The organism is Psychrobacillus sp. FSL K6-2836 (assembly GCF_038003085.1).
Taxonomy (GTDB): Bacteria; Bacillota; Bacilli; order Bacillales_A; family Planococcaceae; genus Psychrobacillus.
Window position 1 is genome coordinate 554,620 of sequence record NZ_JBBOOM010000001.1, and the last position, 14,531, is coordinate 569,150.

Consider the following 14,531-nt stretch of genomic DNA (forward strand, 5'->3'; position numbering starts at 1 on the left):
ATTTCTCTTTAGCGAAGCATGATGGATCCGCCATCCACCATCATCGTTTGTCCTGTTATATACCTAGAGTCCTCACTTGCTAAAAACACAGCTACACGACCAATATCCTCTTCCACATCACCAAAGCGTCCCATTGGAATTTTACTTACTACGGATTGATAATATTCAGGTTGTGCTTGTGCCCATGCTTGGACACCTTCTGAGTTTGCCAGTGGACTAATGATATTTACGTTAATGCCAAAGCGACCCCACTCATTTGCTGCCACTCGAGATATTCCGCGAATTGCTTCTTTTGCAGCTGCATATGCCGCTTGTGTTTCATGCCCTGCAAGTCCTGCTCCAGAAGCAAAATTAATAATATTTCCTTTTGTTTCTTTTAGGTGAGGAAGTGCTGCCTGCATCAAATAGAATGTAGGATAAAATCCAGTACCGAATGATAGGTCTAGATCAGCTTGTGTAATGTTCTCAAACGTCAATTGTTTCGATGCATGTGCATTATTTACAAGAACATCTAACCTACCGTATTTTTCAACTACTGTTTTAATGATATTAGGTAAGTTTTCACGATCCATAAGATCAGCTTTTACAAACATAGATTTTGGAGAAGCTTCTTGCAATAATTTTTCACTTGCATGACCTGTCTCATCATTTACATCTACAATCGTAACGATTGCCCCTTCTTTCACCATTGCTTTTGCCATACCTAGCCCAATTCCACCTGCACCACCTGTAATAATTACAACTTTGTCTTGAAGTTTACTCATTCGTAACACTCCTTTAATAATTTTATATTTCTAATATAGTTTAACACTAAACTATTTATTGATAAACTAATATATTTTATAGCTTTTTGAAGTTCTATATTTTTTAGAAAATCATAAAATACATAGATTCTAAATTATAAAATAAGGGGAAATGGAAATGTATGCAGTTCATTTTATGGAGAAAAATATAATTGTTTTAACTCAAGTATTAAGAGTTATCCCTGCAGTAGATGATGAACTAAAGATCAAAGGACGAAAAGGGAAAGTGATTAGTGTTCAAGAAACCGAAGAAAAGGGTATCAATGTACAAGTAGAATTTGAAAAAATTGTAGATAAAAGTAAAGCTTCTATTAAGGATCTTGGAAAGAAAAAACGAAAATAATTTCTGTATAATAAATACCCGTTAAATGACTATAAATACTCATTTAACGGGTATGATGTATTAGTGAATATCTCGTTTTTTGAAGCTACCGCCTCTTACTTCTGCCACTTCTGTGATAACAACAAAAGCACTTGGATCCATTTCTTTAATAATCGTTATTAATTTGTTTTCTTCCATACGAGTAATTACACATGTGACAATATCCATCGTTTCATTAGAAAAACCCCCACGGCCACTGGAATATGTAACCCCCCGACCTAAACGATCCTGAATTGCAGAACCAATTTCCTCCGATTGTTTACTAACAATACGGACGGATTTTGAATTTTCTAGTCCAACTTGAATAACGTCTATAACAATTTTAGCTATGTAATAAGTTGTAGCTGAATACAGAGCACTTTCTAATCCATAAATAAAACCGGCACCTATGAAAATAAACGCATTTATAAATAAAATAATATCCCCTACTGAAAAAGGTACTTTACGGGAAACAAGGACGGCGAGAACTTCTGCCCCATCGAGTGCACCACCGTTACGTAGGACAACTCCAATACCAACACCTAGCATAACACCACCAGAAATTACTACTAATAAGGGATCTTGGGCACCTAAAATTGGCTCGATATGATGCATTAAAACTGTAGATATAGATAATGATGCTATCCCAATAATACTCATTATTGCGAAGGTTTTACCGACCTGTTTATAACCTAAGTATACAAACGGAATATTTAACACAAATAATAATACTCCAAGAGGAATGTTAAATAAGTACATACCCATGATACTAACACCTGTTACTCCACCATCAATAACTGAGTTCGGTATTAATACCGCTTCTAGTGCATAACCCGCAATTGCTGCACCTATTACAATCATAATTATTTTACGGATTGTATCCGCTGCTTTGTTCTTTTGCATAAGTTTGAAAAACTCCCTTTTAATAAAAAGATTGAACAAAGATTGTTCAATCTTTAATTTTAAAGAAAAAATAGCTTGGTTACAAGTCGGAATCTTACTAGCAATTACGATTTATACATATAATACAATAATGAATTTGAAACATATCTATGAGACAAGCCTGTAAACTTATAACGTTTACAGGCTTGTCTTTCGCTTTTATTAAGTACCACAAAATGTTTTGTATGGTCCTGAGGTCTCTGGAGGCAGGGAAATATAGTCGATATAATCCGAATTATAATCGTAAGGTTGAGAAATTACTTTAAGAAGACTCTCAAGTACACTATAGTCTTCTTTAACCACAGCTGCTTCAAGTGCTTCTTCTACCCGGTGATTACGGGGAATCACGACAGGGTTACTTTTTTGCATCAGTTGCTGGATGAAATCTTTAGAAACGTCCTGTTTTTCAAGTCTGGCTTGCCATTTTTCATGCCATTGATCGAAATCCTTTTTGCCAAACAAAACTGTTTCTTCTAACTTACCTAGAGTCAATAAACGGAATGTATTAGTATAGTCTGCTTCGTATTTCTCCAAAAGTTGAAGTAAGTTATCAATTAAAGAAATATCATCTTCCTCTATATTAAAAATCCCTAACTTATTTCCCATTCCTGTTAGCCAGTAGGTTTCATATTTTTCTGGATAGTTTGTCATCGCTTCTTGCGCTTGTTTCACAGCCTCATCCTGGTCTTCATGAATAAGAGGCAATAAGCATTCTGCCAATCTTGCTAAGTTCCAAGCGGCAATATTCGGTTGATTTTCATAAGCATAACGACCATGGGTATCGATTGAGCTAAATACTGTTTTAGGGTTATAGATGTCTATAAAAGCACATGGACCATAATCGATCGTCTCCCCACTTATCGTCATGTTATCTGTATTCATCACTCCATGTATAAAACCAACAAGTTGCCATTTAGCTATTAAAGCTGCCTGACGGTCAATCACTTCTTGAAGTAATAGAAGATAACGATTTTCTTTATCCATTAATATTGGATAATGTCTCTCTATTGCATAATCTGCAAGTGCTTTAAGATCGTCTATACTTCCCCATTTTGCAGCATATTGAAATGTCCCTACTCGTAGGTGACTAGCAGCTATACGCGTCATAACAGCACCGGGCCCTACAATTTCCCGCATAATATCTTCCCCAGTAGTGACTACGGCGAGGCTACGTGTTGTTGGAATACCAAGTGCGTACATAGATTCACTTATAATATATTCCCGTAGCATTGGTCCAAGTCCTGCTCGACCATCTCCTCCTCGTGAATATGGTGTCCTACCAGAGCCTTTCAACTGTATATCAAATAGTTCACCCGAGGGAGTAATTTGTTCACCAAGCAACAGAGCTCTTCCGTCTCCCAGCATTGTAAAATGACCAAATTGATGCCCAGCATATGCCTGTGCTAAAGGTATACCACCTTCTATTGCGCGATTACCAGCGAATTCTTCAACACTTTGTCTACTTTTTAGTCCGTTAGAATCTAGCCCTAACGAGGTTGCCAAAACATCATTTAAGATGACTAGTTTTGGATTGCTTACAGGATTTACATTAATGTCTGTAAACATTATATCGGGAAGACTGGTATAAGTATTTTCCAGGTTCCAACCTACTTTTATATTATCTTCTGTCAATAGTATCATCCTTTCTTTATAGTAATAAAAACAGACTTGTTACTTTTCTCTATATTATTATACCCTTACTTGTTGAAGATACGCTTTTCTTACTTCTATAATTATCTTTTACAAAACTGTACTAAGTACCATGAAAATAAGCATCTGAAGGTACCAAATCTATATACATTCACAAATGAAAGCGCAAGCCACATTAAGGGTCAAAACCTAATTTTTACCGCTTTCAGTGAGCCTTGGAAAGGACTCTTACTGCATCTTTACCATTGTATTTTTAAAAGGTCACGATCCACCTTTCCTAATTTGGTAATTTTGTAGCATTTGTCCGTCCGTCGCTCAACTTCAACTGTAAGAATATGGTTAAGGCATTTTTGTGCAATGAGTGAATAGATACTTTCCAATCCATACAGGTAGCTCTCGAAGATACAATTTCAGGAGCTATTTTGCTACTTTATTTGATGTTTGTTACCTATTTTCTTTATCCGCATTCCCTAAAGGAAATAGAGATATTTTTCATTGAAATTTGAACAATGCTATTTAACATAGCTTATCTATCAAAAAGAGAATGCCCCATGAAAGGCATTCCCTGGATTACTAAACAAATAATTTTTTATTCAAAAAAACAATTAAGGCTACAATAACCAAAAGTAGTCCTGAAATAACAAATACTGCTCTTATACCAACTAAATCAGCAGTAATTCCGATAGCTAGAGCTGAGACACCAAATATTCCACTGCCTACAGTTCCAAGCGAGGTATATACTGTTACAAGTTTTTCTATAGAAACACTTCGTTGAATAACTGTTTGCTGTGGGATGTTTTTTACTTGACTAAATAGACCAATACTTGCAGAAAGAAATAAAGCAATTACTGGATGACTAATAGAGCCGAATACTATCGTCAGCACTCCACTTAATAACGAACCAAAACAAATAAAGTAAAACTTATATTTTTCTACTATATGTGGATATTTTAAACAGTAAAGGCTTCCTACCAAAAACCCTATAAAAAAGGATCCATTTATAAAGCCCCACCATTGTTCTCCGGCTACAAGTACCAGTTCCACATATACGTAGACGATTGCCGCAATCCATACCGTCCCTGCTATTGTCTCTAAGATATCCATCTGTATTATCTTTCTTAATACTGGAGTAGAGCCTATGCTTCTCCATCCTTCAGTAAGTTGGGACCAAAAGCCAGTTACTTTTTCACCGAGATGATTTACGTTTTGAAGAAGACTTAAAGCTATACTTGATATTAGAAATAAAAAACTGACAATCATGATCAATTCCAAAGGACTAACAGTGAGGAGCAACAGACCTCCAAAAAGCCAAGCGACTATTTGGATCATTTGTGTAAGAGTTTCCACCATACTATTTGCTTTAACAAGTATTGCATCCTCTACGTAATAAGGTAGAAGGGTCCGCATGATAGGATTGGCACACCCATCTAAAAAGCCAATTAATCCGATAATGAGGTAAATGATCCAATAATTAAATTCATTTAAAAATACATACAAAAATATTAATAGTCCGGCTAACAATAAGGTTTTGAACCCTTGAGTCCAAACTAACAATGATTTTAAGCGATATTTCCCAAGCAATAATGGCGTTAATAAGCTGGAAAGAAACATTGCTGAGGTAATTGTAAACGGAACCATAGCTGAGGCTGCCGCTGATCCAGTTAAACTATATAAAATACTAATTACACTAACTATATAAAATACATCCCCAAGATTGGCGATAGATTGCCCTGATACTAATAACATAAAATTCTTATTTGATTTCATTATAATCCCCCATATTAAATTTCACGTTTTTTTAACATGAATTATGGGATCAAATTGGACAATTCATATACCAGTCTCCTTTATAAGCAAGTGGAAGGAACTAAGGGGGATTTGCAAAGTCCCTTCAATTCTCGCATCATTTTTCCAAATTATATCATTTTTTAAAGTTAATCTACCATTCGTTTTTTATATACGATAGCCGTCAATACATAGACCATCAATGCCCAAATCGCAATTATGGCTATGTTTGAAAATACATCACCGAATCCTGCTCCCTGCTCCACTTTTGTTGCAAGATCAATGAGCTGAATGTTTGGCAAATATTCAGCAACCTGCAATACTGGATACTTCTCAGCCCAAACAGTTACATATGATCCCATTGTAAAAAGAGCAATGACAGGTAGGACAATTACAGATGATTCCATAACTGATTTTGCAACTAGCCCCAATAAAGTTCCTAAACCAATGAAGAAAATAGATGAAATAATAATTGCAATTGCAACTATTGCGAAATTAGCTGGACGATATTCGGACAAATACGCACAGAAGAAAGCAATAACAATAGTTAACACAAATGACAACAAGCTTTTTCCACTGAGAATTTCTAAAATGCTAGCTGGGGATAGCATAAGTCCACGTAGAGTGTTTTTTTCTTTTTCTTCTGCTATCAAGCAGCATTGGACGTATGTACCAACCATGGCAAACGTCATATTGATATTCAAAAAATGAGCTTGTATTGTATCTAATCCCATACGTCCATATACAGCAGCTAAAATTAGTGGTAAGAATATCACGATTGAAACTGCTAAATTTCTTGAAAAATCCTTAAAATCTTTTTGAAAAATTGCATTTACTCTCTTCCATGAAAACGTCATACCAATTCTCCTCCAGTCACTTTTACAAATATATCTCCTAAAGTTGGTTCATTTGAATGTACTGTTTGAACTCGATTCTCTTTCATAAGCTGGAACATTTCTTCTGCTCCCTCTGAATCCTTTCGTAATACAACTTTCTCATTGTTCGATAATTCTACAGTTACTGTCTCATCTGCAAATTGTTTTTTAAGCTCTCCTGGTTTATCAAGAAGTTGAATTTTTCCCTTGTGAAGGAAAGCTACTCGGTTACATAAAAAATCAGCCTCTTGCATGTCATGAGTAGTTAGAAATATCGTTGTTCCTCTATTATTTAATGCACGTAAGCCATTATAGATATGTAGTGTATTTACTGGATCCAATGCAGAAGTTGGTTCATCTAAAAATAGCAGTTCAGGTTCATGTAATATTGCTCTAGCTAAATTGACTCGCTGCGTCATACCTTTAGATAAAGTGGAAATCTTCTTTTTCCCAGCTTCCTTTAAATTGACAAAATCCAATGCCTCATCAACTTTAGAATTGGGTAAGTCATAAAGTTTGCAGTAAAGCTGAAGATTTTCAATTATTGACAGCCTTCCATATAATCCACTATTATCTGTTAGAACACCAAATCGTTTTCGAGCTGTTGGATTTTTCAGGACAGAAACGCTCTCTCCAAAAACGAAAGCTTCTCCTTCTGTTGCATTCAATTGTCCCGTTAAGATTTTAATAGTTGTCGTCTTGCCAGACCCACTAGGTCCAAGAAACCCAAATATCTCTCCCTTTTTAACTTCAAATTGAACATCTTCAATTGCTTTAAAGTTTGAATAATATTTTGCTAGACCCTTCACTTCGATTGCGTTTTCCATTTAAAAACCTCCTAATTTTTTGGTTGAGCATTTTTGTATGAACAACCTAAGATTAAGAGATATTCTCATTAAAAACCTTATATTTCAGGTGAATGGAGTTAAATTTGGGGTGAACGGAGCTTATTTTAGGCCCAACATTCCTTTTAAATCAGTCATTTTCGTCTTTGAAAGTGGTATAGATGATTTTTCCGAATCATCCAGAACTAAACTGTAACTATTTCTAGTCCATGTAATTACTTCGCGCACTTTTTGTAAATTCACAATATAAGATCTGTGACAGCGAAAAAATCCAAAGGGTAATAATCTTTCTTCTAAATCATTTAACGTAAATGCACACTGAAAACTTTCACCCTTATTATGCAAAAAAGTTTGCCCCTCAATGCTCTCTATATAATCGATTTCTGGTGGATCAAATAATACAATTTTTTCATTTACTTTAGTTGGTATTTTTTCAAAACGAATAGGTTGAACAATCTTGTCTTTTTGTTCATTTCCTGTTTTCGTATTTGAATCATTTTGCGTTTCCACTTCTAATTGAATTGGATGAAGTCCTTTTTCATCCAAGCGGTATATTTGATCAGAATAAGCTAAAGCACTTTCTACTTGCCCCGTCAAAATAAGAATTGTTTTCTGTGACGAACTCAACATTTTAAGTATATTGATAAAGATTTTTTTCGATTCAATATCTAGATTTTGATCGGGTTCTTCCATTATGTATATGGCTGGATTTTGAATAAGAATATGTGCAAGTTGAACACGTTTCTTTTCAGAATATGAAAGTTCTTTTATTCTCTTATTTTTTTTGATTTCCAACTGCACAGTCTGTAAAACTTCTTCAATTGATTGATCGGATTGATGAATACGATGGAAAAATTGTAGAGATTCCTTCACTGTAAGTCTTTCATATTCCCCTTCACGTAAGAAATAAAATCCTAATTTTTGCTCGGCATTAAATTCTATCTTGCCTTTCGATAAGTTCGTTTTCCCTAGCAATATGAATAACAGTTGCTCGCGAACATTGACGTTTGAACAAAGTGAAACAATTTCACTTTCATTAATAGTTAAGTTAAACTCCGGAAAAAGTATTGCATCATTCATTTGCTTTTCAGCTAGTACAAATTTCATCGACATGTAAAAAACCCCAATTCTATCTATCTTATCTCTATTATATAAAAACACGAGCCAAAATAGGCTCGTGTTTTACTTTATATTTATATTCTTTCACTTAAGAAGAGATAAAATTTTAATGTGCTATTGCTTCTGGATTATTCTTACCCTTAGTAAACAATTGAATTGCTAATAGGATTGCAAAGATAATTAATCCGGCAATATCTGAAAAACTTTCTGGATAAATCAAAAGCAACCCAGCTCCAACTGCAAATATTCTTTCTATCCATGTTACCTTGCGATACCAATATCCAATCATTCCGGCACCGATTGCAATCATTCCGGTAATTGCGGTAAAAACAACCCAAATAACTTCAAGGAATGTCGTATCTATCATGAGTAATGCAGGCGAGAATATAACCATATAAGGAATGATAAATGCTGCAATTGCTAATTTAGCAGCCACAACTCCAGTTTTAATTGGATCTCCACCAGAAACCCCTGCTGCTGCAAATGCTGCAAGTGCAACGGGTGGTGTAATATCTGCAATAATACCAAAGTAAAATACGAACAAATGCGCAGATAAAGCGACAACTAATGGTACTGTAGCACCTGCAGGCATATCAAGCATCAAAAGTGTGATGATAGCCGGTGCAGCAATTGTTGACGTAATTACATAATTGGCAGTTGTTGGTGAGCCCATACCTAAAACAATAGAAGCCAACATCGTAAAGAACAGCGTTAAGAAAATATTTCCGCCCGAAGCAGAAATAAGACCATTTGCCAGGCTTAGTCCTAATCCAGTTTTTACAACTACTCCAACAATAATACCAGCAGCAGCGGTTGCCGCTGCAACTGCTAATGCAGTTCTTGCTCCATCAACTAGAGCATCTATTATATCTTTAAAATTCATTCTAGTTTCTTTATCAATTGCACTGAATACTACGGCAGCAACGATCCCCCATAATGCTGCTTGCATCGTTGGTACTCCTATAAACATTAGAACAATAATCGCTATAATTGGTATTAATAAATATAACTTTTTCAAAACTTCTTTGCGATCTGGCATTTCTTCTTTTGACATACCTTTTAGTCCAACACGTTTTGCCTCAAAATGTGTCATAATCCATATACCAGCAAAGTATAAAACTGCTGGTATCGCTGCTGCTTTTGCAATTTCCCAATAAGTAATACCACCGATAAACTCTACCATGAGGAAAGCTGCTGCTCCCATAATCGGAGGCATCAGCTGTCCACCTGTAGAGGCTGCGGCTTCTACTCCACCTGCAAATTCCTTTCGATATCCAAGCTTTTTCATCATTGGAATCGTATAGGAACCAGAAGTTACTACGTTAGCAACTGAGCTTCCTGAAATAGTACCCTGTAACGCACTGGAGAAAATCGCAACCTTTGCAGGTCCCCCAGTTAAACGACCTGCAAGTGTTACAGCTAAGTCATTGAAGTACTGTCCAACTCCGGTTTTCACTAGGAAAGATCCAAATAGCAGGAAAACAAATATAAATGTAGCGGATACACTAATTGGAGTACCTAAAATTCCATCTGTTGTAAAGAACATTAGATGCACTAAGCTGCTTAAATCTTGGCCACGGTGTGCTAAGAAACCTGGGAAATACGGTCCGAAAAACGCATACACTAAAAAAACAGTAGCGATAATCGTAATAGGTAACCCGACAGTTCGACGAGCAGCCTCTAGCGTTAATAGAATTGCTAAAGCACCTACTATAAAATCTAAATCAGTCATAGTTCCTACTCGAAAAACTAACTCCTGATATTGGATTGGCCAGTAGAGACCCACTCCAATCGATAGTAAGGAAAGAAGATAATCATAAATTGGAATCTTTCTTTTTCGAATTGATTTTTTCATTGCAGGGAACATTAGGAAAATAAGAGATAGCGCAAACCCTAAGTGTATTGACCGTTGAATATAAGCTGTAAATTGGCCTTGGATAGCTGTATAAAGTTGGAATAAAGAAAATGCTAATAATCCGAAGAAAATTACCTTTTTCATAATTCCATCTACTGATCTTGTATTAGATTCAGGGTCGTATTTCTGTAATATAGCTTGCTGCTCTTCTTCTGATAACTGTTGAAAAGATTCTGTTTCTGTGGAATCGCTAGTTGGCTTTACTTTTTTTTCAGTCATTCATCTTAACTCCTTTCCATTGTTCATATAGCGATATATTTTTCACTTCAAATTTATAAGATTTACTTCGCTCCAATAACTTTTTTAGATCATAATTCTTATTTTCATATCGAAATATTAAGTCCATATCAATGTTTGCAACTAAAAGTGTAAAGGAATTGATAACTTTATCATCATAAGAAAGTTTATATATACCGTCTTTTTCTTCAAAAGTTTGCCCTTCCTCCGCATATCCTGGCATTCCTATTGCTAAATCTTCATATTCCATTGATATAAGCTGAATTTTATTGGCGTTTGTAATTCTGTAAGATTCTAGTACATTACTTTTATGTATAGAATGTGTGTATATTACTTGGAACTTTATATCTTCTCTAATAGGCATATAAAAAAAAACAACATCCTCAGTTCTTGTTTCTGTAAAAACAAATGCTTTTTGAAAGGGAATGAAAAATGTAGGTCCAATTAGACAAATGAGGATTATTATAACCAACATATTTCGAAATCGCATTTCCTATCCACCATTCTTTCAATGAAAAAGGGGCATGTAAGCAACCGCAACATGCCCCCGAGCATTTAATTTTATTTATTTACTTCATCAAAATACTTTTGAGCTCCAGGGTGAATTTTAATCCCAATTCCTTCTAGCCCAGTTTCAGGTTTAATAAATTGACCTTTTGGATGTGTAATACTACCAGCGTTATCATAAATTGCTTTTGTCATTTCATAAACTAAGTCCTCTGGTAGCTCGTTTGTTACAGCTAGCATTGCTAATACAGATACTGTAGGTACTTCTTCAGTTAATCCATAAGTACCTGATGGCACTACATCTTTAGCGTAATATGGATATTTTTCGATTAGCTCATCAGCTTTTGCATCTTCTACAGGAACGATTACTACATTAGCAACTGCGTTTAATGCTTCTACAGCCCCAGTTGGAGTTCCCGCAGTAATAAATGCCGCATCAATTTGACCAGCTTGTAAACTATCTTGCGATTCACCGAAATCTAGGTTTTGTGGTTCAATATCATCCATAGTTAACCCATGAATCTCAAGTAATTGTTCTGCGTTTGCATATGTTCCTGATCCAGGAGCACCTACAGAAATTTTCTTTCCTTTTAGATCATCAAATGTCTTAATCCCAGTTTTGTCCGTAGTTACTAATTGGACTGTTTCTGGATAAAGTGCACCAAGTGCAGAGATCGTATCCACTTTGTTGTCCTCAAACATTAACTCACCTTCTGTTGCATAGTAAGCTATGTCTGTTTGAGTGAAAGCAATTTCTGCTGTACCTTCTTTTAAAGCTGTCATATTTGCCGCGGATGCTTGTGAAACCTCTGCAGTTGTTTTTATTCCAGTTTCATCACTGATTAACTCTGCAAATGTTCCCCCAAGTGGGTAATATGTTCCTTGAACCCCACCAGTTAATAAACTTAAAAACTTGTAGTCTTCCTTTTTCTTACCAGTATCTCCATCTGAAGATGAATCCCCATCATTTGAGCCACAAGCTGCAAGTATTAATAACACAAAAATACTTAGAATACTCAACAACTTAAATTGCTTTTTCTTCATACAATTTCCCCCTCTTATATATATTCCCAGTGTTCATACCAATTTTAACATAAAAGTTTATCAAATTGCCACTCTATTATGCATTTTCAGTGATTGACAATTAGATTTTACAAGAATCTTTCCTGTTCAAAGCTATAAATAAACCGTTCTTGGGAGGACATAGGACAAGCTAGTTAGTTTAAATTTTCTAGCCGGCTTCCGTCTCCAAACTACAGCTTTTATTACAATTAAAAAGCATCCATCTAATCCTTTCAGATTAAATGAATGCTTTTTATAATAATATATTAAGAACAGCTGTCGTATGTTGTGTTTTTGACTTTTGAACCTGTTTCGCCTCTAAGTAGGTCACCATCTGTTGCTTCAATAATTTGGTTTGTTACGTTATTAGAAATTGAATTTGCAACTAATTGTAGCAGACTGTTTACGTCACCTTGTGATTGTTTGAATTGTTGTACAATCGGTAGGCTATCAATTTCTTCTTCGATCGCCGAAATTTTACCTTCAATTAGTGTAAGTGCCTTTTCTTTTCCTAAATGCTGAAAGTTAACTGCTTGTTTTTGTAAGCTTTTAAGGCTTGCAATTTTTTCACGTACTTTTGTATTTTCATTGATTTGCTCTTCTGCACGTTTGAAGAATTCAACTTCCTCAGTATTTGCAATCATTGTTGCAATTTCTTTTGCTTTTTCAATAATATCGTCTCTAGTATATTTTGTAGTAGACATTATACTCCCACCTTTTGCTCGATTGTTTCATTTACTAGTTCCCCAGTAAGTGACCATGTTTTTGCATCTGTTATTTTTACTTTAACTATTTGTCCGATGATATCTTTTGGACCTACGAAATTAACTAGTTTACTTTTACTTGTGTAGCCTGCAAGTACATCAGGGTTATTTTTACTTTCCCCTTCGACTAAAACTTCCACAATTTGTCCAGCATGTTTTTTCATAGCTTCAGCAGACATATCATTTACTAGCTTATTTAAACGCTGAAGTCTTTCCTTTTTCACTTCCATCGGTACATTATCTACCATTTTTGCAGCTGGTGTACCTTCTCGTGGAGAGTAAATATACGTATAGGCAATTTCGAAACCTACTTCTTTATATAGTGACATTGTTTCTTCAAATTGTTCGTCTGTTTCATTTGGGAACCCAACAATTATGTCGGTTGTTAACGATACATTTGGGATAGCTGCTTTTATTTTATTTACTAGCTCTAAATAATGTTCTCTCGTGTATTTACGAGCCATTATTTTAAGGATATCCGATGATCCAGATTGAACCGGTAGATGAATATGATCGACTAAATTTCCACCTTTTGCAAGCACCTCGATTAAATGATCATCAAAGTCTCTAGGATGACTGGTCATGAAGCGTATGCGAGCTACGTCAATCTTCCGAAGGTCATCCATTAAATCACCAAAGCGATAATCTAGATCTTCAAAGTCTTTTCCGTATGCATTTACGTTTTGACCAAGCAATGTTACTTCTTTGTACCCTTGTGCAGCAAGATGTCTAATTTCTTGAATAATATCTTCCGGGCGACGACTACGTTCTTTCCCCCGCGTGTATGGAACGATACAATATGTACAGAATTTATCGCAGCCGTACATAATATTGACCCATGCTTTAATCGAACCTTTACGTACACGCGGCAGATTTTCTATAACGTCTCCTTCTTTAGACCAAACTTCCACAACCATTTCTTTTGAAAGGTATGCTTCGTTTAATATGTTAGGAAGACGGTGAATATTATGTGTGCCAAAAATCATATCTACTTGATTGTAAGTTTTTAATATTTTGTTGACAACTGATTCTTCCTGCGACATACATCCACAGACACCGATCAACACATCTGGATTTTTTTGTTTTAAATGCTTAAAATGACCAAGCTCACCAAATACTTTGTTTTCAGCATTTTCACGAATCGCACACGTATTTAGTAAAACAACGTTTGCGTCGTCTACAGTATCCGTAGGTTCATATCCTAGCTGCATGAAGATACCTGCCATTACCTCTGTATCATGCTCGTTCATTTGACAGCCATATGTGCGTATATAAAATTTTCTATTTTGACCCATGCCTTTAAATTGTTCTGCAATTGCAAAGTCATTATGGTATTCTACCTCTTCTTTGCCACGCTTTTTCGCATCTTTTAATGATGGCGGAGTATAGACTGCTTGAAAATATTTACTATAATCCTTCTCGGATTTTTTATCCAAAGAGCTAGCTTCCTTCACTTGAGTACTTTGTAAACGTGATTCCTCGTTCATAAGAACTCTCCTTTCCTTCATTCGTGAAAAGTACGAATATCCCTCCTATTATACTGAATAGTTCTCTGTTCCTACAAGGCATTCAGCTTAAAATTTCTTAATTAGACAAATTATGTTCATATTTTTAGTGTATTAAGGTGATTGGGAGCAGTTATCGGCTATTTCTTTATGTTTAAGGT

Annotated in this window: 13 protein-coding genes; 1 reads left to right on the top strand and 12 read right to left on the bottom strand. The window is 35.4% G+C overall.

Annotated elements, in window-relative coordinates:
• Positions 1-8: 8 nt before the first annotated feature.
• The gene (locus MKY37_RS02780) at positions 9-764 is read right to left on the bottom strand and encodes an SDR family NAD(P)-dependent oxidoreductase (RefSeq protein ID WP_340773520.1); all 756 of its coding nucleotides are present in this window, start codon (positions 762-764) and stop codon (positions 9-11) included.
• A 157-nt stretch (positions 765-921) separates the two neighbouring features.
• Between MKY37_RS02780 and MKY37_RS02785 the strand changes: the two genes are divergently transcribed.
• A complete protein-coding gene (locus MKY37_RS02785) occupies positions 922-1,146 on the top strand; it encodes a hypothetical protein (protein ID WP_340773523.1) in 225 nt (74 codons plus the stop codon).
• A gap of 60 nt (positions 1,147-1,206) precedes the next feature.
• On the opposite strand, the gene MKY37_RS02790 is transcribed toward MKY37_RS02785, so the two are convergent.
• The 11 genes from MKY37_RS02790 to miaB form a co-directional block, all read right to left on the bottom strand.
• Entirely contained in the window at positions 1,207-2,067 is an 861-nt protein-coding gene (locus MKY37_RS02790; protein WP_340773525.1) for a YitT family protein, read from the bottom strand.
• A 201-nt stretch (positions 2,068-2,268) separates the two neighbouring features.
• Positions 2,269-3,747 (bottom strand): protein adenylyltransferase SelO, encoded by a 1,479-nt coding sequence (locus tag MKY37_RS02795; RefSeq protein WP_340773527.1) that lies wholly within the window; start codon positions 3,745-3,747, stop codon positions 2,269-2,271.
• A 582-nt stretch (positions 3,748-4,329) separates the two neighbouring features.
• On the bottom strand, positions 4,330-5,523 hold the full coding sequence (locus tag MKY37_RS02800) for an MFS transporter (RefSeq protein ID WP_340773530.1): 1,194 nt from the start codon (positions 5,521-5,523) through the stop codon (positions 4,330-4,332).
• 167 nt (positions 5,524-5,690) lie between these two features.
• Entirely contained in the window at positions 5,691-6,398 is a 708-nt protein-coding gene (locus MKY37_RS02805) for an ABC transporter permease (RefSeq protein ID WP_340773533.1), read from the bottom strand.
• Positions 6,395-7,243 carry an ABC transporter ATP-binding protein gene (locus tag MKY37_RS02810; RefSeq protein WP_340773536.1) on the bottom strand — a complete coding sequence of 283 codons (849 nt, stop codon included), beginning with the start codon at positions 7,241-7,243 and terminating at the stop codon, positions 6,395-6,397. The genes MKY37_RS02805 and MKY37_RS02810 overlap by 4 nt, the downstream gene beginning before the upstream one ends.
• Before the next feature lie 120 nt (positions 7,244-7,363).
• Positions 7,364-8,374, bottom strand: a complete 1,011-nt coding sequence (locus tag MKY37_RS02815; protein ID WP_340773538.1) for a LytTR family transcriptional regulator DNA-binding domain-containing protein — start codon at positions 8,372-8,374, stop codon at positions 7,364-7,366.
• 112 nt (positions 8,375-8,486) lie between these two features.
• The gene (locus tag MKY37_RS02820) at positions 8,487-10,514 is read right to left on the bottom strand and encodes a TRAP transporter permease (RefSeq protein WP_340773540.1); all 2,028 of its coding nucleotides are present in this window, start codon (positions 10,512-10,514) and stop codon (positions 8,487-8,489) included.
• The gene (locus tag MKY37_RS02825; protein WP_340773543.1) at positions 10,507-11,022 is read right to left on the bottom strand and encodes a DUF1850 domain-containing protein; all 516 of its coding nucleotides are present in this window, start codon (positions 11,020-11,022) and stop codon (positions 10,507-10,509) included. The genes MKY37_RS02820 and MKY37_RS02825 overlap by 8 nt, the downstream gene beginning before the upstream one ends.
• Positions 11,023-11,093: 71 nt before the next feature.
• Positions 11,094-12,083 carry a TAXI family TRAP transporter solute-binding subunit gene (locus MKY37_RS02830; protein WP_340773546.1) on the bottom strand — a complete coding sequence of 330 codons (990 nt, stop codon included), beginning with the start codon at positions 12,081-12,083 and terminating at the stop codon, positions 11,094-11,096.
• 284 nt (positions 12,084-12,367) lie between these two features.
• Entirely contained in the window at positions 12,368-12,805 is a 438-nt protein-coding gene (locus MKY37_RS02835) for a RicAFT regulatory complex protein RicA family protein (RefSeq protein ID WP_211893688.1), read from the bottom strand.
• Positions 12,805-14,352, bottom strand: coding sequence for a tRNA (N6-isopentenyl adenosine(37)-C2)-methylthiotransferase MiaB (gene miaB, locus MKY37_RS02840; protein WP_340773550.1), 1,548 nt, complete (start codon positions 14,350-14,352; stop codon positions 12,805-12,807). The genes MKY37_RS02835 and miaB overlap by 1 nt, the downstream gene beginning before the upstream one ends.
• Positions 14,353-14,531: the final 179 nt, after the last annotated feature.